Annotated in this window: 27 protein-coding genes and 1 tRNA gene; 15 read left to right on the forward strand and 13 right to left on the reverse strand. The window is 61.3% G+C overall.

Going from position 1 to position 24900, the window contains the following annotated elements; translation table 11 throughout:
* Nucleotides 1-334: 334 nt before the first annotated feature.
* From N181_RS26365 to pcsA, 8 genes are all read right to left on the reverse strand, one after another.
* Nucleotides 335-1630 carry a hemolysin family protein gene (locus N181_RS26365; RefSeq protein ID WP_014328325.1) on the reverse strand — a complete coding sequence of 432 codons (1296 nt, stop codon included), beginning with the start codon at nucleotides 1628-1630 and terminating at the stop codon, nucleotides 335-337.
* A gap of 160 nt (nucleotides 1631-1790) precedes the next feature.
* Nucleotides 1791-2531, reverse strand: a complete 741-nt coding sequence (locus tag N181_RS26370; protein WP_037401907.1) for a FadR/GntR family transcriptional regulator — start codon at nucleotides 2529-2531, stop codon at nucleotides 1791-1793.
* 251 nt (nucleotides 2532-2782) lie between these two features.
* Nucleotides 2783-3853, reverse strand: a complete 1071-nt coding sequence (locus tag N181_RS26375) for a BMP family ABC transporter substrate-binding protein (RefSeq protein WP_014328323.1) — start codon at nucleotides 3851-3853, stop codon at nucleotides 2783-2785.
* 41 nt (nucleotides 3854-3894) lie between these two features.
* Entirely contained in the window at nucleotides 3895-4815 is a 921-nt protein-coding gene (locus tag N181_RS26380) for an ABC transporter permease (RefSeq protein ID WP_014328322.1), read from the reverse strand.
* Nucleotides 4815-5909: an ABC transporter permease gene (locus N181_RS26385; RefSeq protein ID WP_014328321.1), complete on the reverse strand. Its 1095-nt coding sequence runs from the start codon at nucleotides 5907-5909 to the stop codon at nucleotides 4815-4817. The genes N181_RS26380 and N181_RS26385 overlap by 1 nt, the downstream gene beginning before the upstream one ends.
* A complete protein-coding gene (locus N181_RS26390) occupies nucleotides 5899-7473 on the reverse strand; it encodes an ABC transporter ATP-binding protein (protein ID WP_037401904.1) in 1575 nt (524 codons plus the stop codon). Before N181_RS26390 ends, N181_RS26385 begins: the two co-directional genes overlap by 11 nt.
* A gap of 47 nt (nucleotides 7474-7520) precedes the next feature.
* Nucleotides 7521-8498 (reverse strand): quinone oxidoreductase family protein, encoded by a 978-nt coding sequence (locus N181_RS26395; RefSeq protein ID WP_037401901.1) that lies wholly within the window; start codon nucleotides 8496-8498, stop codon nucleotides 7521-7523.
* A 10-nt stretch (nucleotides 8499-8508) separates the two neighbouring features.
* A complete protein-coding gene (gene pcsA, locus N181_RS26400; protein ID WP_037401899.1) occupies nucleotides 8509-9234 on the reverse strand; it encodes a phosphatidylcholine synthase in 726 nt (241 codons plus the stop codon).
* Nucleotides 9235-9511: 277 nt separating this feature from the next.
* Between pcsA and N181_RS26405 the strand changes: the two genes are divergently transcribed.
* The gene (locus N181_RS26405; RefSeq protein WP_014328317.1) at nucleotides 9512-10723 is read left to right on the forward strand and encodes a UbiH/UbiF family hydroxylase; all 1212 of its coding nucleotides are present in this window, start codon (nucleotides 9512-9514) and stop codon (nucleotides 10721-10723) included.
* Here N181_RS26405 and N181_RS26410 read toward each other — a convergent pair.
* Together N181_RS26410 and N181_RS26415 are read right to left on the reverse strand one after the other, a co-directional pair.
* Complete coding sequence (locus N181_RS26410; protein ID WP_037401896.1) at nucleotides 10691-11653, reverse strand: AEC family transporter; 963 nt, start codon at nucleotides 11651-11653, stop codon at nucleotides 10691-10693. The two genes, N181_RS26405 and N181_RS26410, sit on opposite strands and share 33 nt — an antisense overlap.
* Before the next feature lie 30 nt (nucleotides 11654-11683).
* Entirely contained in the window at nucleotides 11684-12430 is a 747-nt protein-coding gene (locus tag N181_RS26415) for a cytochrome c biogenesis CcdA family protein (protein ID WP_037401893.1), read from the reverse strand.
* A gap of 285 nt (nucleotides 12431-12715) precedes the next feature.
* On the opposite strand from N181_RS26415, the gene N181_RS26420 reads away from it, so the two are divergent.
* Together N181_RS26420 and N181_RS26425 are read left to right on the forward strand one after the other, a co-directional pair.
* A tRNA-Lys gene (locus tag N181_RS26420) sits at nucleotides 12716-12791 on the forward strand.
* Nucleotides 12792-12968: 177 nt separating this feature from the next.
* Complete coding sequence (locus N181_RS26425; RefSeq protein ID WP_141322198.1) at nucleotides 12969-13175, forward strand: hypothetical protein; 207 nt, start codon at nucleotides 12969-12971, stop codon at nucleotides 13173-13175.
* Between the two features lie 321 nt (nucleotides 13176-13496).
* On the opposite strand, the gene N181_RS26430 is transcribed toward N181_RS26425, so the two are convergent.
* Nucleotides 13497-13796, reverse strand: coding sequence for a hypothetical protein (locus tag N181_RS26430; protein WP_014328312.1), 300 nt, complete (start codon nucleotides 13794-13796; stop codon nucleotides 13497-13499).
* Nucleotides 13797-13972: 176 nt separating this feature from the next.
* Between N181_RS26430 and N181_RS26435 the strand changes: the two genes are divergently transcribed.
* From N181_RS26435 to N181_RS32460, 4 genes are all read left to right on the forward strand, one after another.
* Complete coding sequence (locus tag N181_RS26435) at nucleotides 13973-14218, forward strand: membrane protein (RefSeq protein ID WP_037401890.1); 246 nt, start codon at nucleotides 13973-13975, stop codon at nucleotides 14216-14218.
* 137 nt (nucleotides 14219-14355) lie between these two features.
* Nucleotides 14356-14508: a hypothetical protein gene (locus N181_RS33460; RefSeq protein ID WP_153452043.1), complete on the forward strand. Its 153-nt coding sequence runs from the start codon at nucleotides 14356-14358 to the stop codon at nucleotides 14506-14508.
* Nucleotides 14509-14562: 54 nt separating this feature from the next.
* Nucleotides 14563-14826, forward strand: coding sequence for a hypothetical protein (locus tag N181_RS26440; RefSeq protein ID WP_014328311.1), 264 nt, complete (start codon nucleotides 14563-14565; stop codon nucleotides 14824-14826).
* Nucleotides 14827-15133: 307 nt separating this feature from the next.
* Nucleotides 15134-15388 (forward strand): YMGG-like glycine zipper-containing protein, encoded by a 255-nt coding sequence (locus tag N181_RS32460; RefSeq protein ID WP_014328310.1) that lies wholly within the window; start codon nucleotides 15134-15136, stop codon nucleotides 15386-15388.
* Nucleotides 15389-15466: 78 nt separating this feature from the next.
* Here the strand turns inward: N181_RS32460 and N181_RS26445 are convergent, their stop codons facing one another.
* Nucleotides 15467-16864: a helix-turn-helix domain-containing protein gene (locus tag N181_RS26445; RefSeq protein ID WP_014328309.1), complete on the reverse strand. Its 1398-nt coding sequence runs from the start codon at nucleotides 16862-16864 to the stop codon at nucleotides 15467-15469.
* A gap of 125 nt (nucleotides 16865-16989) precedes the next feature.
* On the opposite strand from N181_RS26445, the gene N181_RS26450 reads away from it, so the two are divergent.
* From N181_RS26450 to N181_RS26460, 3 genes are all read left to right on the forward strand, one after another.
* On the forward strand, nucleotides 16990-18582 hold the full coding sequence (locus N181_RS26450) for an isocitrate lyase (RefSeq protein ID WP_060564006.1): 1593 nt from the start codon (nucleotides 16990-16992) through the stop codon (nucleotides 18580-18582).
* Nucleotides 18583-19264: 682 nt separating this feature from the next.
* Nucleotides 19265-19672, forward strand: coding sequence for a DUF1236 domain-containing protein (locus N181_RS26455; protein WP_037401882.1), 408 nt, complete (start codon nucleotides 19265-19267; stop codon nucleotides 19670-19672).
* A 232-nt stretch (nucleotides 19673-19904) separates the two neighbouring features.
* The gene (locus tag N181_RS26460; RefSeq protein WP_037401879.1) at nucleotides 19905-20210 is read left to right on the forward strand and encodes a hypothetical protein; all 306 of its coding nucleotides are present in this window, start codon (nucleotides 19905-19907) and stop codon (nucleotides 20208-20210) included.
* Between the two features lie 5 nt (nucleotides 20211-20215).
* Here N181_RS26460 and N181_RS26465 read toward each other — a convergent pair whose 3' ends face one another.
* Nucleotides 20216-21232 (reverse strand): GlxA family transcriptional regulator, encoded by a 1017-nt coding sequence (locus tag N181_RS26465; protein ID WP_060564008.1) that lies wholly within the window; start codon nucleotides 21230-21232, stop codon nucleotides 20216-20218.
* A 263-nt stretch (nucleotides 21233-21495) separates the two neighbouring features.
* Between N181_RS26465 and N181_RS26470 the strand changes: the two genes are divergently transcribed.
* From N181_RS26470 to N181_RS26490, 5 genes are all read left to right on the forward strand, one after another.
* Entirely contained in the window at nucleotides 21496-22146 is a 651-nt protein-coding gene (locus tag N181_RS26470) for an outer membrane protein (RefSeq protein WP_037401873.1), read from the forward strand.
* A 331-nt stretch (nucleotides 22147-22477) separates the two neighbouring features.
* Nucleotides 22478-22753, forward strand: coding sequence for a hypothetical protein (locus tag N181_RS26475; RefSeq protein ID WP_037401870.1), 276 nt, complete (start codon nucleotides 22478-22480; stop codon nucleotides 22751-22753).
* 51 nt (nucleotides 22754-22804) lie between these two features.
* The gene (locus tag N181_RS26480; protein WP_037401868.1) at nucleotides 22805-22987 is read left to right on the forward strand and encodes a hypothetical protein; all 183 of its coding nucleotides are present in this window, start codon (nucleotides 22805-22807) and stop codon (nucleotides 22985-22987) included.
* Nucleotides 22988-23239: 252 nt separating this feature from the next.
* Nucleotides 23240-23704 (forward strand): cupin domain-containing protein, encoded by a 465-nt coding sequence (locus tag N181_RS26485; protein ID WP_037401913.1) that lies wholly within the window; start codon nucleotides 23240-23242, stop codon nucleotides 23702-23704.
* A 235-nt stretch (nucleotides 23705-23939) separates the two neighbouring features.
* Nucleotides 23940-24764: an alpha/beta hydrolase gene (locus tag N181_RS26490; protein ID WP_037401910.1), complete on the forward strand. Its 825-nt coding sequence runs from the start codon at nucleotides 23940-23942 to the stop codon at nucleotides 24762-24764.
* Nucleotides 24765-24900: the final 136 nt, after the last annotated feature.

Raw genomic sequence — 24900 nt, forward strand, 5'->3', positions numbered from 1 at the left:
CCCGAAGGTACGGCCGAGGCGATCGCCTCTGATCCTACAGCGCCGCGCGTCTGATCAGACGCGCAAAGGTCGCTGTAGCACTTAGAATGCTGCATGATTTTCTCCTTAAATCGATTCCGATTTAAGGAATCATGCAGTGCGGAAAGATGCCCGGCCCTTCGGGTTGGCTGAAGCGGGCGGCCTGTTTGCTCGGCTGGCTTGGCCGTATGCATTGGCTACGCCGCGCGCCAGCCGAGCAATCATTCCACTCCGCTTGAGCCAACAGAATGGTTCAATTTAACCAGGAAAGGCTCTAAGGCAGAAGGGCCGGGCGTCGCTCGGCCTTTTTCTCCTATCAGGCCGAATGTTCTTCGGCGCGGCGGCTGACAAGGATCTTGTCGATCCGGCGGCCGTCCATGTCGAGCACCTCGAAACGATATCCGTGCGCCTCGGCGCAGTCGCCCTCCTCCGGCGTCTTGCGCAGTTGCTGCACCAGGAAGCCGGCGATCGTCTCGAAATCGCCGTCGGTATCTATGCCTTCGATGCCGATCTGCAGGTGAATTTCGTCGATCGGCGTGCGGCCGTCGACGAGATAGCTGCCGTCCTCACGTGCCCGAATATGGGCGTGTTCGATATCGTCGTAGTTCGACGGAATGACGCCGACGATCGCCTCCAGGATGTCGGCAGTCGTGATGATGCCTTCCGTGCTGCCGTACTCGTCGACAATCATCGCCATGTTGACGCTGGAGGCCTTGAAGGCTTCGAGGGCCTTCAGGCACGAGGCCGTCTCCGGAAGCGTCAAGATCTCGCGGACATAGTTGCGGATATCGAACGGCGCGGCGATCGGCGCGTTAAGGATCTCCTTTGCCAGCACCGCTCCGACCACATCGCCCGCCGGGCCATCGATGACCGGATAGCGCGAATGGCCGAACTGCCTGATCTTGCGGCCGATCGTTTCCAGGCTGTCATTGACGTCGATGAAGCTGACCTCGGTGCGATGCGTCATGATCGATTTGACGTTTCTGTCGTCGAGCCGGATGATGCGCCGCAGCATCTCATGCTCGCTCTTCTCGATCGCGCCGCTCTCCACGCCTGAGGCCATGATCGCATGCACTTCCTCTTCGGTGACGTGATCGGCGTCCTCGGCCTTCATGCCCATCAGGCGCATCGCGAGACGGGCGGCAGTCTCGAAAAGATAGACGACCGGCGCGACTATCCGCGAAAGCAGGGTCATCGGTCTCGCAACGAAAATCGCCAAGCCTTCCGAATTCCTGAGCGCCAGCTGCTTCGGGATGAGTTCGCCGATCACGACCGACAGGAAGGTGATGAGCGTGACGACGAGGGCGACAGCAACGGTGTTGCCATAGGGGTTGATCCAGGCAATCTCGTCCAAGGTTGGTGCGAGCTTCGCCGCGATCGTCGCGCCGCCATAGGCGCCGGCCAGGATGCCGACAAGGGTAATGCCGACCTGAACCGTCGACAGGAACTTTCCAGGCTCCTCGGCAAGCCGCAGGGCGACTTCGGCGCGATGGTTTCCCTGCTTGACCATCTGACGCAGCAAAGGCTTGCTTGCCGAAACGATTGCCATTTCCGAGAGCGCAAAGAAGGCATTGATCAAAAGCAGAAGAATAATGACAAAAAGTTCGGACATAGGCTCCGTTCACCGCTCAAGGAAGTCGTCAGATGAGGAACGACTGCTGTCTCAGATAGGCCAACGCGACTGTGCGGGCAAGGTCAGTCTGGCGATCAGTGACGTAGGAGGGCGTAGCGGCGGTTGTAGAGCACCGCCAGCGGTCTCAAATCCTGCCGCTTTAGTCCGGATTGAAGGCTTTGTGGATTCGGTCCCGCCCGTATTTGATGACGTGCTCCATCGCCTGCCGGGCGCCAAGCTCATCCCTCCTGCCGATCTCCTCGACGATGCGGATGTGGTTACGAGCCACCTCGTCTATGCCGCCCTTATCGTCCGTCGGCGAACTCAATTTGAACACGCCGACGAGCGCAGCCTCGATCAGGCCGCCGACCGTTCTGAGGAACGGGTTTCCGGATGCCTCGAGAACCGAGAGGTGGAATTTCAGGTCGGCCACGGCAAGCGTCTCCGCCGTGTGATTGGCGTCACCCATGGCGACCGCGAGCCGCATCATCGTGGCAATCTCCGCGTCGGTCGCGTTTCGCGCCGCCAAGGCGGCGGCGTGTGTCTCGAAGGCGAGCCGCACTTCGCTCAGATGGTGGAGAAAGTCCTCATCCACCCCACAGGCGAAATGCCACGTCAGGATATCGGCGTCGAAGAGATTCCACTCTTTCCTGGGTGTCACGCGCGTTCCGATGCGGGCGCGGGGAACAACCATGCCCTTTGCCGCAAGCGTCTTCATCGCCTCGCGCAAGACGGTGCGCGACACACGGAAGCGGAGAGCCAGTTCCGGGTCCCCAGGCAGGATACTGCCGACCGGAAATTCACCCGAAACGATCGCCTTGCCGAGTTGATCCACGACCTGCGCATGGCTCGTCCGTTTCGGCGTTCTCGATATCACCGTATCAAGCAGGCTCTTGTTCAACCCGTCCCCCTCCAAGAGTGCGCTCCTTGCTGCGGGCAGGCGCTGTTTTTATGTGCCGGCGCTGCTTCTCGTTACGAGAGCAGACGCGCGTCTTTACAGTAGATCGAATATGCGATTCCCGAAAGTCCGGCGAAGAGCCACGGACGACCATTGGCGCGATCCGATACGGCAGATTCGATGACCCCAACAACAAACCCCGCGCCTGGGCGCGGGGTTTGCAGGAATTCAAAGGCGGGTTGCCCTTTGCGCCGTTATTGCGGCAGCTTGTCGTCGACACCTTCGACATAGAAGTTCATGCCGAGGAGCGTGGCGTCGTCGGAGGATTCGCCCTCCTTGAGCCATGCCGCGCCGTCCTGCTTGTTGAGCGGACCGGTGAACGGCTTCAGTTCGCCGGACTTGATCTTCGCTTCCGTCGCTTCGGCCATCGCCTTCACGTCGTCGGGCATGTTGGTGTAGGGCGCCATCGTCAGGATGCCGTCCTTCAGGCCGTCCCAGCTCGAGGTGGTTTCCCACTTTCCGTCGAGGAAGGCTTGGGCGCGCTTGACATAATAGGCGCCCCAGGTGTCGACGATGGCCGTCAACTGCGTCTGCGGGCCGGCGGCGATCATGTCGGACGCCTGGCCGAAGGCCTTGATGCCGCGTTCGGCCGCGACCTGCATCGGAGCGGTCGTGTCGGTGTGCTGGGTCAGGATGTCAACGCCCTGGTCGATCAGCGCCTTGGCAGCATCCGCTTCCTTACCCGGGTCGAACCAGGTGTTCGCCCACACGACCTTGATCTTGAAGTCCGGATTGACCGAGCGGGCGCCGATCACGAAGGAGTTGATGCCCATCACCACTTCCGGAATCGGGAAGGAGGCGATGTAGCCGGCGACGCCCTTTTGCGACATCTTGGCGGCGATCTGGCCCTGAATGTAGCGCCCCTCATAGAAACGGCTGTTATAGGTCGCGACGTTCGGTGCGGTCTTGTAGCCGGTCGCGTGCTCGAACTTCACGTCGGGGAATTTCTGGGCGATCTTAACCGTCGCATCCATGAAGCCGAAGGACGTGGTGAAGATCAGGCCGCAGCCGGACCGCGCCAGGCGCTCGATCGCGCGTTCCGCATCCGGACCTTCGGGAACGTTCTCGAGGAACTGCGTCTCGACCTTGTCTCCCAGTTCCTTTTCGACCTGCTGGCGGCCGATGTCGTGCGCCTGCGTCCAGCCGCCATCGGTCTTCGAGCCCACGTAGACGAAGCAGATCTTGGCCTTTTCCTGGGCGCCTGCGGCTGCGGCAAAGCCGATGACCGCAGTCGTGGTTGCGAGGGCGAGGAGTAGTTTTTTCATTTTTGACCTCTGTCGGTTCGAGAGTTCCGTCTGGTTGTTGTTCACCGGTCCGGCACAAACGGTTTGCCGAGCGATGCCGGCGTATTGATCAGGGTCATGCGCCGGTTGTGCGATATAAGAATGAGTACGACAATTGTCGCCACATAGGGAAGCGACGAAAGAAACTGCGAGGGAATGCCGATGCCGAAGGCCTGGGCGTGAAGCTGGCTGATCGACACGGCGCCAAACAGATAACCGCCGGCAACCACCCGCCAGGGACGCCAGGAGGCGAAGACCACCAAGGCGAGCGCGATCCAGCCGCGACCCGCCGACATGTTCTCGACCCATTGCGGCGTGTAGACCAGTGACAGCTGCGCGCCAGCGAGCCCGGCGCAGGCGCCGCCGAAAAGCACCGCCAGATAGCGGGTTCTTATGACGTCGACGCCCAAGGCATGCGCGGAACCGTGGCTGTCGCCGACCGCGCGAAGCTTCAGCCCTGAACGCGTTCTGAAGAGAAACCAATGGATGCCCGCGACGATGGCGATCGAGAGATAGAAGATCGCGTCCTGCCGGAAGAGCAGCGGCCCGACAAACGGCACCTGTGACAGCAGCGGGATTGCAATCGGCTGCAGCTTGATGCCCTGCATGCCGAGGAAACTCTCACCCAGCATGCCCGAGACCCCAAGGCCCAACAGCGTCAGCGCGAGGCCGGTCGCCACCTGGTTGGCGACGAGCGTCAGCGTCAGGAAACCGAACAGCAGCGAGAACAAGGCACCGGCGGCGATCCCGGCGAGCACGCCGATATAGGGCGACCCGCTGAGCTGCGTGGCGGCGAAGGCGCAGACCGCGCCCATGATCATCATGCCTTCGACGCCGAGATTGAGCACGCCCGACCGCTCGGCAACAAGTTCGCCGGCTGCGGCAAGGACGAGCGGCGTCGCCGCCGTGATGACACTCAGGAGGATTGCTTCGACGATACCCATCAGTGCGCCTCATCCGTCTTGAGCGCCGCGAACCTCTCTCTGACAAGCCGGATGCGGTAGTGAATGAGCGTGTCGCAGGACAGCACGAAGAACAACAGCAGCCCCTGGAAGACGCGCGTCACCTTGTCGGAGACGCCGATCGAAAGCTGTGCCGCCTCACCGCCGAGATAGGTGAGCGCCAGGACGAGACCGGCGGCGATGATGCCGAGCGGATTAAGGCGCCCGAGGAACGCGACGATGATCGCCGTGAATCCGTATCCGGGCGAGATGACCGGCCTGAGTTGCTGGATCGCGCCGCTCACCTCCGAAATGCCGGCAAGCCCGGCAAGAGCGCCCGAAAACAGCATCGAGAACCAGATCATCTTGCGCGACGAGAAACCGGCAAAGCGCCCTGCCCGCTCGGACTGGCCGAGGACGGTGATCTCGAAGCCGCGCAGGGTGTAGCGCATCATGAACCAGACCGCGAGCGCCGCAATGATCGCAAAGGCAAAGCCCCAATGCGTACGCCCGGAGGCGAGCATTTCGGGAAGGATGGCGTCCGCCCCGAAGGTCCGGGTTTCCGGAAAATTCATGCCCTCAGGGTTGCGCCAGGGGCCACGCACGAGCCAGTCGAGAAAGAGCTGGGCGACATAGACCAGCATCAGGCTCGTCAGGATCTCGTTGGTGTTCATATGTGCCTTCAGGAAGGCCGGGATCGCCGCGAAGAGCGCACCGCCGATCATGCCGAGCACCAGCATCAGCGGCAGCATCAGTGGCGATTGCCAGTCGTAGAAGACGACCGGCAGGATCGAGCCGGCGATCGCTCCCATAATGAACTGGCCTTCCGCACCGATGTTCCAGTTGTTGGAGCGGAAGCAGACGGAGAGCCCGACGCCGATCAGGATCAGCGGCGCGGCCTTGATCGCCAGTTCATGCAGCGACCAGACCTCGCTCAGCGGCTCGACGAAGAAGCTGTAGAGCGCCGCTACGGGGTTCTTGCCGAGCAGCGCGAACATGATGCCGCCGAAGACGATGGTCAGCGCAAAGGCGATGAACGGCGACAGGATGGAAAACAGCGCAGAGACCTTGGGGCGCCTTTCGAGCTCAATGCGCATGTGCCGCTCCCGCGCCTTCCGTCTTGCCATGCATGCCGCCCATCAGGAGGCCGATCTTCTCGCGCGAGAGCTCGCGGGCCGGATAGGGATCGGAAAGCCGCCCCTCGCAGATCACCGCTATCTCCGTCGCCACCTCGAATATCTCATCAAGGTCCTGGCTGATCACCAGCACGGCGGAGCCCGCCTTGGCGAGATCGACGAGCGCCTGGCGGATACGGCTCGCCGCCCCCGCGTCGACGCCCCAGGTCGGCTGGTTGACGATAAGCACGGCCGGCTGCCGATCGAGTTCGCGGCCGACGATGAATTTCTGCAGGTTGCCGCCCGAAAGCGAACCGGCCGGCGGGTCCTCGCCGCTCTTGCGGACATCCATCGCCTCGGAAATCCGTTTGGTTGCGGCTTTGACCGCCCCCTGGCGAATAATCTTCAAGAAACCACCGCCGAGAAAAGCGCGCTTGTCGGACTGGTTGCGCGCCAGGACCAGGTTGTCGGAGAGCGAGAGCGAGGAGACCGCGGCATGCCCATGCCGCTCTTCCGGGACGAATCCGGCGCCCATCAAGCGTCGTGCATTGATGTTCCTGGTCCCGACCGGCTTCTGGCGGATTTGCACGGCATTGTCGTCGGCCACCGGGTATTCACCGGAGAGAGCATCGAAAAGCTCGCTCTGGCCGTTGCCGGCAACGCCGGCAATCGCCAGCACCTCGCCGGCCTTGACCTTAAGGCAGACGTCCTTCAGCGAAACCGCGAAAGGCGTGCGCGCTGCAACGGAAAGATGGCGTGCCTCGAGTTGCACGTCGCCTTTGGTGTTCGTGCCCTCTGATGTCACCACGGCCACGTCGTTGCCGACCATCATGCGGGCGAGCGAAGCCGGCGTCTCGGCGCGCGGATCGCAGGCGCCGGTGACCTTGCCGTGCCTCAACACCGTGGCACGGTCGCAAATGCGCTGCACCTCCTCGAGGCGGTGGCTGATGTAGAGGACGGAACGCCCCTCCGCCTTCAGCTTCAACAGCGTCTCGAACAGCCGGTCGGCCTCCTGTGGGGTCAGCACCGAGGTCGGCTCGTCGAGGATGATCAATTGCGGATTCTGAAGAAGGGCGCGCACGATCTCGATGCGCTGCCGTTCACCGACGGAAAGGTCGGCGACATGCGCGTTCGGGTCGAGCGGCAGTCCGTAGACATGCGACAGCCGCGAGGCCTCCTCGGCAACCCGCGCCAGCGAAATGCTGCGATCCATCGAAAGCGCGATATTCTCGGCGACCGTCAAAGCCTCGAAGAGCGAGAAGTGCTGGAAGACCATGCCGATGCCGAGTTTGCGCGCGTCACCGGGGCTCCCGATGCGGACATTGTCGCCCATCCAGAGGATCTCACCGGCCGTCGGCGCGAGCACGCCGAACAGCATCTTGACCAGGGTCGATTTCCCCGCACCGTTCTCGCCGAGGAGCGCGTGAATTTCTCCGGGTTCTATGTGCAGATTGATCGCATTGCAGGCTGCGAACGAGCCGAACAATTTCGTCAGGTTGCTCACAGCCAGCAACGGGCCGCTCGCAATTGGTCCCTTAACAGGCACGCTGCCCTCTTTTCCCCTCTTTCGAATCCCCTGCCGCCTTGGGACAGTCAGGGAATCAGCAATGTCGTTCCGCTCGTTTTTCTTGTTTCGAGATCCGTGTGCGCTCGGCCGGCCTCGGCGAGCGGATAGGTCTGATTGATATTGATACGCACTTTGTTGCTTTGCACAACATCAAACAGGGAATTTGCACATGCCTCCAGCGCCGGCCGGGTGGCCACATAGGTGAAAAGCGTCGGACGGGTGGCGTAGAGCGCCCCCTTCTGCGCCAGGATGCCGATATTGAAGGCATCCACCGGCCCGGAAGAATTGCCGAAACTGACCCACAGGCCGCGAGGCTTCAGGCAGTCGAGCGAGGCCGGATAGGTGTCGCGGCCGACCGAGTCATAGACGACGTCGACGCCCCGTCCGCCGGTCAATTCCCTGACGCGTGAGACGAAATTCTCGGTGCGATAGTTGATGACATGGTCGTAGCCGTGGGCGAGCGCCAGATCGACCTTTTCCTGCGATCCGGCCGTGCCGATCACCGTCGCCCCCAGCGCCTTCGCCCACTGCCCGGCAATCAGCCCGACACCGCCGGCGGCCGCGTGGAAGAGCAAGGTCGTTTCAGGCCCAACCTGGAAGGTCTGATTGAGCAGATATTGCGCCGTCATCCCCTTCAGCATCATCGCTGCCGCCGTCTCGAGGCTGATCCCGTCCGGAACCTTGACGAGTTGCGAGGCGTCGGCATTGCGTTCGCTCGCATAGGCGCCGTCGGCCGAAGCGTAGGCGACCCGATCCCCGACTGAAAACATGCTCACGCCGTCACCGACCGCGGTCACGATGCCGGCACCCTCCTTGCCCGGTATGAAGGGCAGACCGGTTGCCGATTTGTAGAGCCCGGTCCGGAAATAGACGTCGATGAAGTTGAGGCCGATGGCGACCTGCCGGATCTGCACTTCGCCGGGTCCGGGCGCCGCGAGCGTCACGCCCTCCATCTTCAGAACTTCCGGTCCGCCGAGTTCGCGAACGACGATCGCCTGTGGCATGAGCAAACTCCTAAGCGCGCCCGAGATTGGGAAATAGCTGCAGAACAAAACCGATGACGTAGAGATAGATCCCCGTCACCACGACGCCGAGCACCACCCAGGGCGGGGTATCGAAATGCAGGAGCAAGGCGTACATGCCGAGCGCCGACCAGACCAGGAAGACGCCGAGATTGACGGCCCTCAACCTTTTGACGCGCACCGGATGCAGGAAGTTGATGGGCAGGAAGGTCAGCACGACGGACAAGAAAACCACAATCGATGCAGTCACTTCGCTCGCCTTGATGACAAACAGCGTGAACACGACCATGTTCCAGACGACCGGGAAACCGGAGAAGAAATACTCGTCCGTCTTCATGCCCATGTCGGCATAGTAGATGGCGCTCGACACCACGATGGCGCCGGCCGCAACGAAGGACCAGGGTTCGCCGATCATGCCGCTCTGGTAGAGCGCGAAGGCCGGAAGCAGCACATAGGTCACGTAGTCGATGACATTGTCGAGCGTATCGCCCGACCAGTTCGGCAGCACTTCCTTGACCTGCACCTTGCGCGCGATCGGGCCGTCGATACCGTCGACCAGCAGCGCCAGCCCAAGCCACCAGAACATGTCGACGAATCGATGCTCGGCCGCCGCCACCACGCCGAGGAAGGCCAGGAACGAACCGGAGGCCGTGAGGATATGCACGGAAAAGGCACGGATTTCGGCGTAGGGAACGCGTCTGTAGTTGAAGAATTTCATCTGCGAATGCCGCCTGTTCCCTTCGTTTCGTCTTTTCGCGCCATCGCCAGACCGCCGCTGACCCGCGATCGACGGCACTCCGGCGGTTAATATGCACCCTTTGCGAGGCATCGCCAGCAAAATTCACCTTCGTCAACCCACGAGCGGAATTGTTCTGTGGACATGCGGCGACCACGTCTGCGCTGATTCAGCCCATTTATTTCAATGGGCTAAGCGGGTACAACAAAACCAAGACATTGACTTGGAGGCGGACAACCCGCCCGGGAAGGCGCCGGCCATGCAACACTATGACATTGCCATCATCGGCGCGGGACTTGCCGGGTCGCTGGCGGCGATCGCGCTCGCCCGCGAAGGCCATCGCGTCGCGCTCGTCGGGCCGAGGCCCGTCATCGCCGACGGACGTACCACGGCCCTCATGGACCAGTCGATCGAGTACCTCAAGGGTCTCGGTCTCTGGGACGAGGTCGAGTTGCTGACGGCGCCGCTGGTCGCCATTCGCATCATCGACGGAACCAAACGGCTTCTGCGGGCGCCGCCCGTCAATTTCCGCGCCGCCGAGGTCGGGCTCGACGCATTCGGCTACAATATTCCGAATGCCCCGTTCCTCGAAATCCTGGAAAAGCACGAAGCAAGCCTGCCGACGCTCGAGCGGATCACCGCGCCGGCCATGACCTTCGACTTCGGCGAGGTCGAAGGGCGGATTGGCCTGGAGGATGGGCGAACGATCACCGCGGATCTCATCGTCGGCGCCGACGGCCGACGCTCCGCGGTTCGCGAGGCTGCGGGGATCGAGACGTTCAGTTGGTCCTATCCGCAAACGGCGGTCGTGCTGAACTTCGGCCACGAGCTTTCGCACCAGGAGGTTTCGACGGAGTTTCACACGGAGAGCGGTCCGTTTACGCAGGTGCCCCTGCCGGGCAACCGCTCCAGCCTCGTCTGGGTGCAAAAGCCGCGGGACGCGGAGGAGACGCTCAAACTTTCGATCGATGTCCTATCGCGTAGCATAGAGGACCGAATGCAATCGATTCTCGGGAAGGTGACGGCCGAAGGCACGCCGCAATCCTTCCCCCTCTCCGGCATGACCGCCCGTCGCTTCGGCAAGGGACGGGCCACGCTTGTCGGCGAGGCGGCGCATGCATTCCCGCCGATCGGCGCGCAGGGTCTCAATCTCAGCCTTCGCGACGTGATGACCCTCGTCGAGCTCGTCGGCCGGCCGACCGGCGAACGCATTGCGGCGGATGTAGGAGACCGATTCGATGGCCGCCGCCGCATGGACATCGTCAGCCGGACCGCAAGCGTCGACCTGCTCAACCGGTCGCTGCTTTCGGATTTCCTGCCCATCCAGGCGCTCAGGGCCATGGGCCTGCAATTCCTCTCCTCCGCCGGCCCGCTCCGCGGCCTGCTGATGCGCGAAGGCATCCATCCGGGCAGCGCGCTGCGGTCTATCAAGGAGAGCCTACGGGAAAAGATCGGCCGGCAGCGCGCCTGATCGCATCAGATAGAGCAAGCCGGTCACCGTCGCGACCGAGACCAGCGTGGTGATCAGGATCGTCGCGGAGGCCCTCTCCTGCCAGATGCCATACTGATGGCCGATGACGAAGACGTTCGTCGCCGTCGGCAAGGCGGCGAGCAGCACCGCCGTCTGCATCCAGACGGGGTCGTAGGCGCCAACCGAGCTCAGCGCCAGATACATCAGCACCGGATGAAGCACGAGCTTCGCCGGAACGATATAGCCGATCTCCACGGGAATGCGCTTCAGCGGGCGAAGTGCGAGGGTCACGCCCATGGCAAACAGCGCACAGGGAGCGGCGGCCTGCGCGAGGTAATCGATCAATCTCTGCAGCGGTGCAGGCGGCTCGAGCGCCAGGAAGGCGGCCGCCACGCCAGCAAAGGTTGACAGGATAAACGGGTGAAGCGCGATCCGGCGGGCAATACCGAGGACGAGGAATAGCGGCTTCTGCTTGCGTCCGCCGGCAAGCGCCATCATCGCCGGGGCAACGGTGAAATGCGCGGCATTCTCGAAGCAGAAGATCAGCGCCACCGGGACAGCGGCGGCCTCTCCGAAGGCGAGCAGCGCCAGACCGGGGCCCATATAGCCGATATTGCCATAGGCGCCGGCAAAACCCTGGATCGTCGCCTCGGCGATCGTGCTGCGGCGCAGGAACAGGCCGACCGAGAAGATCAGCCCGAAGACGACATAGGTCGTCCCGACGCTGGTGAGGATGAAGTCGGCGCGCGTCAGCTCTTCGACGGGCGTGCGCGACACCAGTTTGAAGAAGAGGGCCGGCAGCGCCAGATAGACGATGAAGGTGTTCAGCCAGCCCATCGCCTCGCCGGGGTGTTCGACGAAGCGCGCCGTCAGGTAGCCGAGAAAGATGAGCCCGAAGAACGGCAGCACCAGGCCCGCAATGTCCGTCATCCCGCTCCTCCGCTCGGCTGCTGCCCCTGCTTAGCCGATTTGCGACAGGATCGGGAAGGTCTGCTGGAACCAGATCGCGACCGAGCTGATGAAGCCGAAGAGGAAGGCAAGGCCGGCCAGGACGAGAAGCGCGCCCATCAGCTTCTCGACCAGACCGAGATGCCGGCGGAAGCGCATCAGGAAGCGCATGAAGGCGCCGGAAAAGCCGGCGGCGATCCAGAACGGCACGGCAAGGCCGAGCGAATAGATGGCAAGCAGCATCGCCCCGTCGCTAACGGTCTCACGCGCCGCGGCGACGCCGAGGATCGTGCCGAGCACCGGGCCGATGCACGGCGTCCAGCCGAAGGCGAAGGCGAGCCCCATGATATAGGCGCCCGACAGCGTCGCCGGCTTGCCACCGCCATGAAAACGCGCCTCGCGGGCCAGCAGCCCGATCCGGAAGACGCCCAGGAAATGCAGCCCCATGACGATGATGAGGATGCCGCCGATACGCGACAGCAGATCGATATATTGCCGGAGCAGGAGGCCGATCGACGACGCCCCTGCCCCGAGCGCCACGAAGACCGTCGCGAAGCCGAGGGTGAAGAGCAATGCCGCCGGCAGAACGGCGCGTCGCGTGCTGCCAGCCGCCGCGGCATCTCCGCTGCGAAACTGATCGACCGAAACGCCGGCCATGTAACAGAGATAGGGCGGCACGAGCGGCAGGACGCAGGGCGAAAGAAACGACAGAGCGCCGGCAAGAATGGCGGTCCAGATGGAGACATCGGCAATCGACAAATTCAGAACTCCGGCACTCGGCTGATGGCTTTCTTATCTCCATGTATACAGCGACACCAATCACCTTTCGGCGATCATTTTGCCGCACCGGTATGGGGCCGCGGTGGGCGGCGATGCTGGCGACGGGCCTTGCCTCCGTGAAAAACACCGGCCCAAGCGGTCCCCTTCCCCATTCGCCCAGAACCGGGTTTGGAATCCCGATCTCACGCAATTTTTCGGTTGACCGGCACGAAGCGCGCGTGCATATGTCCGCCCACTCCGCCAGGCTTCACGAGCCGGGCATGGGAGCGCGTAGCTCAGTCGGTAGAGCAACTGACTTTTAATCAGTAGGTCCAGGGTTCGAATCCCTGCGCGCTCACCACGTGAATTCAAGTACTTACAAGAAATGCACTTTGTTGGAGCGATGAATCGCCACGGAGTCGCCACGAGTTCACTCGAAGCCACCTGCGCATGGTTGACGAGCAAGCTCGTGCTGTTCCGTTGATGAGCTTTCAGTTCCGCCTGCGAAGTATTGGTCCGCCGAATCGCGAGGTTTGTGGTGCAAAGGCTGATCAACTGGATGCTTCCGCTTGTTTACCTCACCGGACTGGCACTCATTGCGCTTGCCAATCCGGATCCTCTTGCGAGAGAGGCGCTGTGCATCCATTTATCGGCGTGCTTTAGCTCACCAAACGCCGTGTTCTGGAACCTCATCACGGGTTATGAGAAAGAAGACCAGATAGAACGCATTATTTGCCGAATCTGATATTGCCGCTGCGGTGGTCTGGTGCCGTGCTATGAACTACGGAAAGCCGCAGCATCTCCTCGATCGCCGATAGCCCCGTGAAGTCCTTTACCAGCGATGCGCATAAGCTTCAGCCTCCCCCGCTTCGCCTCTCGCCGAAGGCTAGCCGGAGAAATGCCGCCGTAGGGAAATGCGATCGGGATGATGTCCCTGAGGCGCATAGGTGTGTTCGGGTCGAGTTGTTTTCGTGGGTCTGCGGCACCATGAAAGTCCTCGCTGGCTTCCGAGCAGGGACTATCGCCCTCCCATTGGAGGTCGAGGGCGGCAAAGCACCAGCGGTCGCTAGAAGTTCAAGTAGATGTTGATGCCCGGTCGCCGGTGATAGCGGTAATAATAATCGCGATAGCCGTAGCTCTGGGTGTAGTCATAGCGCGGGTAGCACCTGCCGTAGTAACGGCACGAACGCCAGGCGTGCCGTCTGTTCCAGTGGCTGTCTCGCCAATTGCGCCGATGATTGACCTGTTCAACCATGCCCGCCTGCACTTGCTCGAGTTTCGGCACAAAGATCGGCGCGGCGTTTAGCGGTAAGGCGAAAGACGCAGCTATGACTACGGCTGGAAGGGCGGACAAGAGCTTTTTCATCGCAGACTCCTCCTCGCTGGCCGTCACATTGAGCCATCGAGCCTGAACCGCCGATGAATGCCTCCAAGCCTGAGGTTGACTTGCTGAGAGCAATGCGTCGTTCGCGGTCGGTGCACTGCTTATCCGGAACCTCCCCGCCCGTCGTCGGTTCCTCCTTCCCCAACAGGAGAAACAACATGGCCAACGACGAACTGAGCGCCGGCTTCACCGGGACGCCGACCGAACCGCCCACTGGTGTCCGAAAGATAGCGAAGACAGCCACCGACGCAGTGAGCCGCGAAGCAAACGCCGTGGTGGTCGGAGCCGCGGATCACCCATACACCGCAACTGGCTTGGCGCTCACAGTCGGCGCCCTCGCCTTGATGATCGGCTATTTTATGGGGCGGTCGTCGGTCCAATATGGGCGGAATTACTGGCGGTAGAAGCCGCGCGACGCAAGAATAGTACTGCCGGCCGGCGCGCTGCTTGTGTAGGCGCAGGTGGTGCACGCGGCGGCAATAGGTGACTGTGAAATGTGTAGTGGGCTAAAATTCCTTGCGGATCCGGTGAAAGGACTCCGATGGCCCCCCCCGAGAAACTGATCTTGAAGATCGGTAAGCGTTTCGAGGCGACTGCGTACGGCAAGCTCTCTGTCGTCCTTGCCTTCACTCTCGGCGTGACAATTGTCGCCGCGTGGGGCGCACTTTCGGAGGTCCTGCTCTTCATGCGATAGACTGCCCCGATGAGATGCTCTCCCGTGCCTCACCTGTGCGTGTTATAAAGGCGGATGACCGAAAGCGAACAGCAGTTTGAATTTTCAGAATTCTCCGGCGAATTTGTCGATGATGACGTAACCGTTATCTTGCGCATTTACCGTCCTGCCGGAACCTACCTCGACTGGACGCTCGAGGTATACGACGAGGAAGGAAACACAACGGTCTGGAATGACACCTTCGACACTGATCGGGACGCGTTCCAAGAATTTTTAGCCACGGTTCAGCGTGATGGTATTCGCACCTTTACAGAAGGACCAGTGCAAAGGTTGCATTGACGCTTGCGGGGTGCCTGGACGAATTTTATAAATTAATCAATAAAATCAATGGTATTTTTACAGATTGCCGTCGATCTGTATGTATTCGATAGCGCTCCGACCGACATCGAACGGCACGGCGACACTGATGGCATCTGCACCGTGCCATAACGCGTCCCGGTGACTATTTCGATCGCAAGACAGTTGCCAACTGGCAGCGGCAAGAAGGACTATCGACAATTATCCGCGTTGCGTAGATGCTGAAACCTCACGCGTAGGATGCAAGTGGTGGAATACCCGGGTTGTTATCAAGCAAAGGGGTAAAAGCATGAGAAAGCTTGTCATTGCGGTTGGAATGATTGGTGCACTCGCTTCCTGCACTCAGACGGAGCGAGGGACGGCAATCGGTGCAGGAACCGGCGCAATCATCGGAGGCGTGGTGAGTGATAGCTGGGGCGGCGCGGCTATCGGCGCTGTGGCCGGTGGAATTGTGGGCAACCTGATAGGTCGTTCCCGAGAGCGCGAAGGCTATTGTATCTATCGTGATCGCTACGGGCGCCGGTTCGAAGCACGCTGCCGATGACGGCGGCCGCATTGGCGAAGGCAGCCGGCGTCTTCCCATCGATGCTTCGCGAAGGCGTCGATCTTCATTCATGCTCCCTTAGTCGGAGAAGCCGAACGGCGTATCGGTCCTGCGATAATCGTCTGGCGAAATATGACGACCAATCGGCGGCTCCGACCGAGACGTGCAATTCGTGCGGTGACAGAGACGACAGGCGATCCCGATCGGAGTCGGGGTGACCGGCTGAACGTGGTGCCGGTAATAGACCATGCGCTCGGCATAGCCAGCTTCGCAGACCAACGCGACCGCGCGGGTCACTCGCGGCACGCCAAACGCTCCCCCGCCGGAACTCACGGTCCGGGCGATCGAGAAGAACCGCTGCCCATCCGGCAGTTCCAGCCACTGCGTGACCACTGTTCTGGGCGTGGTGAAGACCTGGTGCAGGGTCCAGAGCGGACATCCGCCGCCGTGCCGCGCGAATGGGAAATTGGCGCTGTCCAGCCGCTTCGATACATTGCCCGCGGCGTCGACCCTAATGAAGAAGAACGGAATCCGCTCCTGTCCGGGTTTCTGCAGCGTCGTCAGGCGGTGGGCGGTCTGTTCGAAACTGGTCCCGAACTGGCGCGCGATGGCTTCGACGTCGTAGCGTCGAGCTTCAACGGCCTTGGCAAACGCCGTGTACGGCATCACGATCGCTCCGGCGCAGTAGGCGGCGATCGCGCGATGGGCAAGACGACGCGCGCTTTCCGTAAGCATGTTGCCCTCGCTGACAGCCTTGCGGATGTCGCCGTCGAACTCGATGTAGGCAAGCTGCTGCGCAAGCTGGAAGTTCTGGCTTGCCGCGTCCAGGCTGTCGTCGAGCAGAATCTCACGCCGGTGCCGGTCCAGCCGGCGGACGGACCCTGTCATGACCTCTCCCGGCAAGCGCCGGACATGGAGATTGTGACGCTGCCTGAAATAACCGGGAAGCCCGCCGGCCTCCGCGATCGCGGTCGACAGCTTCTCGGCTGCGACATCGAGGCCCGGAAAACAATTTCGCCTGGCTGCCAGGAAGCCGCGCACCGCCGCCACGGGATCGCTGGCGTCCGTGCCCCAATCGGCGGAACCCTGGCGTTGATCGGCCAGTGCGAATTGCTCCTCCTTATATGCCGTGTACAGGCGAAGCATGGCCTCCGTGAAGCCCGGAAAGCTGCTCAGCACGTCGGCCAGTTCCAAGGGGGATACGTCGATCTCCGCAAAGATCGGATCCTTCATCGCCGCCTGGAGACGGGCAATCAGGTCGGAACCGCTTTCCTCGGCCAAGGACGAAAGGTCGATCTTGTAAGCCTTGGCGAGACGCAGCAGCACCTCCGCGGTAACAGGCCTCTGGTTGCGTTCCATCAAGGCGATGTAGGATGGGGAAACGTCAAGGTCGGCCGCCATGTGCGCCTGTGTCAGGCCGAGATCCTTCCTCAAACGCCTAAGGCGTGGGCCGAGATATATTCCGAGCTTTTCCATGCCTCATTACAACATTACAAAATTGGCTTGTAAAGTTTGACAACTCGACACTGCAAGCGCTTCAGAGTCCAAGGAAGAGCGCCTATGCCTTCGCCTACGCAACACTGACATCCTCGGAGGAAATCATGTCCTATGAAGCTTACCTCGATGAAGCATCCCGCCTGATCAAGGACAACGGCAACTGGAGCGGCATAACCGCCGAATCGGTTGCCCGCATGCGTCTGCAGAACCGCTTCAGGACCGGATTGGACATCGCGCGCTACACGGCTTCCATCATGCGCCGGGACATGGCCGCCTATGACAAGGATCCGGGCAAGTACACCCAGTCGCTCGGTTGCTGGCACGGCTTCATCGCACAGCAGAAGGTCATCTCCCTGAAGAAGCACTTCGGCTCGACGGAACGGCGGTACCTCTACCTTTCCGGTTGGATGGTTGCGGCGCTTCGCTCCGAGTTCGGTCCGCTTCCGGACCAATCCATGCATGAGAAGACCAGCGTTCCGGCGCTGGTCGAGGAGCTTTACACTTTCCTTCGCCAGGCCGATGCGCGCGAGCTCGCCACATTGTTCCGGGAGATCGACAAGGCCCGCTCGGCCGGTGACACGGTGCGCGAACAGCAACTCACCCAAGCGGTCAACGATCACCAGACGCACGTCATCCCGATCATCGCCGACATCGATGCGGGCTTCGGCAACGCAGAGGCGACGTATCTGCTCGCCAAGAAGATGATCGAAGCCGGCGCCTGCGCGCTCCAGATCGAGAACCAGGTTTCCGACGAAAAACAATGCGGCCATCAGGACGGCAAGGTAACCGTTCCTCACGAGGAGTTCGTCGCCAAGATCCGGGCATGCCGTTACGCGTTTCTCGAACTCGGCGTCGACGACGGCATCATCGTCGCGCGAACCGACTCGCTCGGTGCGGGTCTAACGAAACAGATCGCCTTCAGTGCCAGCGAAGGTGACATCGGCGACCAATACAACTCGTTCCTGGATTGCGAGGACGTCACGGATCAAAAGCCGTCCAATGGAGACGTCTTGATCACCAGAGGGTCGAGGGTCCTGCGGCCCAAGCGGCTGAGGTCAAATCTCTACCAGTTCCGGGAAGGCACGGGTGTCGACCGCTGCGTCCTGGATTGCATCAACGCAATCAGGAACGGCGCCGACCTTCTCTGGATCGAGACGGAGAAGCCGCATGTCGAGCAGATCGCCGGAATGATGGACCGTATCCGCGACGTCATCCCGGATGCGAAGCTCGTCTACAACAACTCTCCATCGTTCAACTGGACGCTGAACTTCCGCCAGCAGATCTTCGACGCCTGGCAGAGGGACGGCAAGGACGTCTCCGGCTTCGACAGGGCGAGGCTGATGAGCGAGGAGTACGACGGCAGTGAACTGGCGCGCGAGGCTGACGAGCGCATCCGCACCTTCCAGCGCGACGCCTCGAAGCGGGCCGGCATCTTCCATCACCTCATCACCTTGCCGACCTACCACACCGCCGCGCTTTCCACCGACAATCTCGCCAAGGAGTACTTCGGTGACCAGGGCATGCTCGGCTACGTCGCCAACGTGCAGCGCAAGGAGATCCGACAGGGCATCGCCTGCGTGAAGCACCAGAACATGGCCGGCTCCGACATCGGTGACGACCACAAGGATTATTTCGCCGGCGAAGCCGCCCTCAAGGCTGGTGGCGAGCACAACACCATGAACCAGTTCGCCGCCTGATTCTTGAACGACCAGATCGCCAGCGAGCGAGCCCTGAGCCTCGGGGCTCGCTCGCGGCAACGAAATAAAACAGTCCGAACAGCCCCCCACAAGCCACTGACGCTTGCTCAGGCGGCCGTGTCCGAGATCCCGCCCGCGCGCTCCGCAAATTCAACGGTCGGAAGGTTGCCCCGGAACTGAACTACGGGCGCGAACGCCGAGAGCGTGTTCCCAAAGAGACTGACCGGTCGAAGCTTTTCTGCTTCCATCTCCTGCGTTCTTCAGATGCGACATGGCGGAAAGAAGATGGTTGACGATCCGAAAGCAAGGCGCACGCGGTGGCTTCAAATGCTCAAGTTCTTCGGCGCGCTGGCTCTGCCAGTCCTCATACTCGGCTCCGCGATCGCGGTCGCCGAATGGGCGGAGAACGAAACCTCTGCAATTGAACTCGCGCGAAAGCCGATTGCTCCGCGATAACCTCGCCGATGCTCGCGGCCACATCAAACGAATAGGCGATTCAGCGCCGAACAAGCGGCTGAAGCGAGGCCGATTGTAAAGTCGCGCACCTCTGTCAGTATTCACAAGATTTCACGAACGGAACATTGCGTTATCGACAGACATTCTATGAAACGCGAAAGTCAAATTTAGGAACAAATCAAATGTCGTGGCGTTGTACCCTCCGTATAGCAAGGGAGTACGACAGATGAATGCCAAGATCATCATTGCTACCGCGATCGCGACCGGCATATTTGCCGCGCCCGCCATTGCAGATGACCGCAATCAAGGCGCGGTAACGGGTGCCGCGGGCGGTGCTGTTACTGGCGCAATTATTGGCGGCCCCGTCGGTGCTGCCGTCGGTGGCGCCGTTGGGCTGGTTGCCGGTGCGGTGATCGCCCCGCCGCCGCAACAGGTTACGACCTACGTACAGCAGCAGCCAATGCCGGCCGATACGGTCATGATCAAGGAGCAGATCGCCGTCGGTCGACCGTTGCCGCGCACGGTTGTTCTGACGCCCATTCCGGAGAATCCGGCCTATGCGTATGCTGTCGTCAATCAGCAGCGGGTTATCGTCGATCCGAAGACCTATACGGTCGTCCAGTTCGTCCGGTAAGAGCCCAGGGCCTTTCGCTAAGCGCAGCGAAGGGCCCTTCCCTTCTGATCACGCGCCGCGCGGTGACGTTCATGCCGTGGAGCAAGACTGTGGCTTAAACACATCGACCGCTCAACAAAAATCAATATTGCGAGAATACCCCTTTCGTTCGGAGCAGATTCGCCCTCTATCAAGTGAGATCAAGGAAACGAACCGGCAGTTTCCTTGTCGACCCATCGGGAGGCCTGCCGCCATGTTCACCGCCCTGCTGATTGCCTCGCTTGTGGCACCTTCCGGTGGCGCTTCGGCCACGGCCAGTGTTGATGACCTTCAGACGGATTTCGAGACCGCCATCGCCTGCCGGCAGATCGACGGTCGCAAGGTGTGGAAGGGAGATATCGCCTACTACATCCAGTCCTACGTCTACGAGGGCGAGGCGGCGGCGGCGGACGAGGTTGCCGACGCGGTGCTGCCAGAGGACAACACGCCGGAAACCGTCAAAGAATTCGAGGAGGCCTGCGCGCTGGCCGGATCCGCCGGGCCGCATGCCCGGAAGTAACCACCTCACGCCGGCGGCAGAGAATTAGTCTCTGCTCGACTGCTGGTCGCGCGATTGGCGCTGCGCATCTTCAATGGACTCGCCCCATATTCGCGCCGATAGGCACGCGAGAAGGCCGACAGGCTGTCGAAGCCGCAGCGCAGCGCGATATCGCGCATCGGGATGCCGGAATCGCGCACAAGCCGATGGGCGACCTGCAATCTCAGTCGCAGATAGTAGGCGCCGGGACTGATCGACAGGGCTCTTGCGAAGAGCAATTCGAGCTTGCGCTGCGAGATGGCGAGCCGCCGCGCCAATGCCGCAACCGTCATCGGCCGCTCCAGCGTGCGCTCCATCAGCCTTATGGCTCCGGCAAGCTCGGGATCGCGCGCCTCGATACGCCCAAGCGAAACGAAGGGCTGAACATCGGTCGGGCTGTGCATCTGGTCATAGACGAAGATGCTCGCAACATCGAGGGCCAAGGCCGGCCCCAGCCGCTCGGTAATCAGATGCAGCATCATGTCGAAGGTTGGCGAAGCGCCGCCCGAGGTCCAGTATTTGCCGTCCGTCACGAAGCGATCACCGATCACCGTCAGCCCCGGAAACGCCTGGCTGAAGTCTTCGAGTTCCTCCCAATGGGCCGTCGCCTTGCGGCCATTCAGCAATCCGGACCGGCCAAGCAGCCAGCAACCTGATTCGATGCCGGCGACGATGTCGAAATGGCGGGCGCATTCCTGCAGGGCGGCGAGAAACCGTTTGCCGGCGTGCCGGTAGAGATTGAAGCCGCCGATGACGAGGAGAAGATCGCCGTCAAGCGGCGGCGAAAACCGGCCGTCGACCGGGATCGGGATATCGCAGGTCAACGTCACTGCCTCGCCGTCGGCCGAGAGAAGGCGCCAGCGAAACACCGGCCGGCCGGCGACGCGGTTCGCGGCCCGCATCGGATCGAGCACCGAGGCAAGCGACATAATGGAGGATTCGGGCAGAACCACCACGACCACTTCAATCGGAGAGCTCTTTTCGGCATTCGCTGTCATGCGCATAATGTCAAATTTCATGCGCAGTCTGTCAACGCGCAAAACCGCGTTCGGGCATTATCGGGAAGCAATCGGTCTCTTCTCGTGGCCTCTAGGCCCCGCGAGAGACGTTCCCCTTTTCCGCATTTTTTCGGGCGGGCCGGCTGGACGAAATCCGCCGGCCTGTTTTTTTCACCGCTCGCGCAAGTGAGTCCGAAAAGCGCCATTTTTCGCAGACTTGTTCCCGATTAGTTGCTACTCTCATCGTCGGACAACAGGAGGCATCTGTGATGATCAGAAACGTGCTTGTTGCAATGTTCGGCGCCTTCCTGGCCGCCGGCCCAGCCTCCGCGGCAGACATTACCGAAGTTCCGGAACCGGCCCCGGCCATCATCGAGACGACGCCCACTTTTGTTTGGACCGGCGGCTATGTCGGTCTTCAGGGCGGCGGCGGATGGCTGAACAGCGATCTCAGCGTTCCCGGCGCCAGCGCCTCGGAAGACTTCAACGGTGGACTTTTCGGTGCCTTTGCCGGCTACAATTACCAGATGGGTGACTGGGTCGTCGGCGTCGAGGGAGACGTCAGCTACAACTGGAACGACAAGAGCTTCACGGTCTTCGGTGCGAGCACGGAGGTCGGGACGGATGTCTCCGGATCGGTTCGCGGGCGGGTCGGCTATACGCTCAATGAGAAGGCCCTTCTTTACGGCACCGGCGGCTGGGCGGTGACGCGCGGATTTGTCGATGTGGCCGGGGCGCCCAAGGAGAAGGAGACCTTCAACGGCTGGACGATCGGCGGCGGTATCGACTACGCCTTTACCAACAGCATGTTCGGCCGCGCCGAGTATCGCTACAATGATTTCGGCGACAAGGACGTCGGCGGAGTCGATGTCGATCTCGACCAGCATCAGTTCACGGTGGGCGTCGGCGTCAAATTCTAGGTTCCTATTGCTTCCCGATCTCAAATCCCGGCTCTGCCGGGTTTTTTTTGGAGCATCGCGAGGCATGAGCGGCATGGCCAAGGCCCTCGACAGCGCAGCACTTCCCGATTGGGGTGGAGCCCGTGCACCGTAGCACTTTGAATTGTTGTGCAATTGAGGAATCATGCAGCGGATGCAGCAGAAAGGGCGCAGTGAGTCGGGCTGGGCGACGACCTACAGCGCCGCGCGCCTTATCAGGCACGCAAAGGTCGCTGTAGCACTTTGAATTGCTGCATGTTTTTGTCCGTAAATCGAAGTCGATTTTCGGAGACATGCAGTAGGGGAGCCAAGGATGGGAAAATTTCTCGAATTTCTCGGAGGCGCTATCGTCATCGGCACGCTCGTCGTGCTGGCGACGATGCTGATGCCCTCGCCCGATGTCAGGACCCTGCTTGCCGTTCTTCCCTGGGCCATTGCGACAATTGCCGGCGGGCTGGTTCTTGTTGCCTTCGGCGGAATGCTCGATCACCTAGTTGCGATCCGCGCTGCAACCGAGCGCCAGGCGGACATCTTCCAGCAACTCCTCGAGCGGCGAGCGCCGGCAAAGAAGGAGCAAGGCAGCCCATAGGCGGAACCTCACGGCCTTCTCTTCGTTGTCGCTTGCGAAGGAGAAATCCAGATGGCCATCAAAAATACGAATGCCGAACCCGAGCAGAAAAATCCGAAAGACGTGCATCCGCCTGCCGAGCGACAGAGTCATGTGGACAAGGATTCAATTGCGCCGCCGCTGGTTCAACCTCCCGGCGCGAAGGACAGCAGCGAAAAGCCGAAGGTCAACCCGCTGACTGGCGGGGCAATGTAGGCGGCAACCTGGCACCCCTCCGGTCGGGGACTGGGCCTGCCCGAAATCGATCCGGCAACGACCATCAGCAGCGCGTCGACGTCGTTCTCGTCATTGACGATGAGCTTCTCTCCATTCCGGGCAAATTCGGAGCTTTGACCGTTCCCGCCATCCGGCGTTCCAGTTCGTCCACGGCGGCTGCTGTCCCTGACAGGCTCCCCGCAATGCGACTCGGGCCGAACAGAATTCCAAACTCGAACAAGGATGGCCGCTATGAGCAGCACAGAAACGAAAGCGTTTGTTCTGGCTGACGTGATCATGAAGCGCCTGCTGTCCGGCAAGCAAACCAATGGTCAGTTCTGCCTCTTCGAAAATATCAGCGGGGGAAACACGAAGACGCCGATCCACGTTCACGCCGAGGATGATGAAACCATCTACGTGGTTGAGGGCGAATTGACCGCCGTCGTCGCCGGAGAGCCACGCCAGTTAACCGCTGGTCAAAGCATCTTCCTCAAGCGCGGCGTGCCGCATCAACTGATGAATGTGAGCGGCGGGTTGGCACGCTATATTCTGATTGATACGCCCGCGATCTTCGACAAGTTCCTGGAGGAAGCCGGCCACGAATTCCGTCAAGACGAAGCGATCGTGCCACCGACGCCCGAGGAGGTTGACCGCCTCAAGACGGCTTCTCGGAAATTTGGCATTACCCTGCTGCCCGACTGGCCCGCCGAAAATTAGGTCACGACCGGTCGGAAGTCCGATCTCGGGGCGCGAGCGGCCGCCATCGACAGTCCGTTCGGTACGAGATTGTCACCCATGAGCGCCGATCACCCTCATCGTCGCCTTTGAAGGGCAAGGGTGTGCGACAGCAGGTCCGCCTTGGGGCATAGTGAGCGCTTGGACGGTCCGGACGGAGGACGGCGTCGACGGCAGGTTCTGAATATTGGGCGAGCGCACGGGCGGACAGGATGCAATGAGTGCCACGAAACTCCTGCTGGTCATTCCACTCACGGCGGCCCTCGCCTACATTTCGCTCGTCGGCCTGACGTATCTGTCGCAGCGCGCCATCCTCTACCCCGGCGCAAGCACGGCACCGCCTCCAGAACATGCGACTTGGGGCGAGAACGTCTACATCCGAACGCGGGACGGAGAGACGCTTCACGGATTGTACAGCCAGGGCAAACCCGGCCAACCGTCGGTGTTGTTCTTTCTCGGAAACGCCGATCGGGTCAGCAACTATGGCTTTCTCGCTCGGGCGCTTGCCGCGCGCGGCATCGGCCTGCTCGCGATCTCCTATCGCGGCTACCCAGGATCCACAGGGACGCCGAGCGAGGACGGGCTACTGACCGACGGCATTGCTGCGTTCGATTGGCTTTCGACACGCGCTGACGACGAGATCGCGGTACTGGGCCAGTCGCTGGGAACTGGCGTCGCTGTGAATACGGCTGGAGAACGGCCGGCTTTCGCCGTCATCCTTGTGTCTGCCTTCCAGTCGGTCCTTTCGCTCGCACAGACGCACTACCCGTTCTTTCCGGTCGCCCTGCTCATCAAGGATCCGTTCCGATCGGATCTGAGGATGGCGAAGCTGAGCCAGCCGAAGCTGTTTATCCATGGTCGCCGGGACACCATCATCCCGCTGTCTTCGGGTGAGGCTCTCTATCACATCGCTCCCGAGCCCAAGCAGATGCTCGTCTATGACGGCTCTGGACACAACGATCTTTGGGACCCCCGCATGATTGACGACATCGTCCGCTTTCTTGAGTCGCCCAAAAGAGGTGTCCCCCGTCTATCGCCTTGAGCGGATTCGAACGACACACCCCCGCGGACAAGCTCTTGCTATCTACCCGCGCCCCTTTTGAGCCTTTCCTGGTTAAATTGAACCATTCTGTGGAGTGCGCCCCTTGGGGTGGACAGTGATCAGGCTGCGGTTTTGC

It is taken from the genome of Sinorhizobium fredii USDA 205 (genome assembly GCF_001461695.1).
GTDB classification, from domain to species: Bacteria; Pseudomonadota; Alphaproteobacteria; order Rhizobiales; family Rhizobiaceae; genus Sinorhizobium; species Sinorhizobium fredii.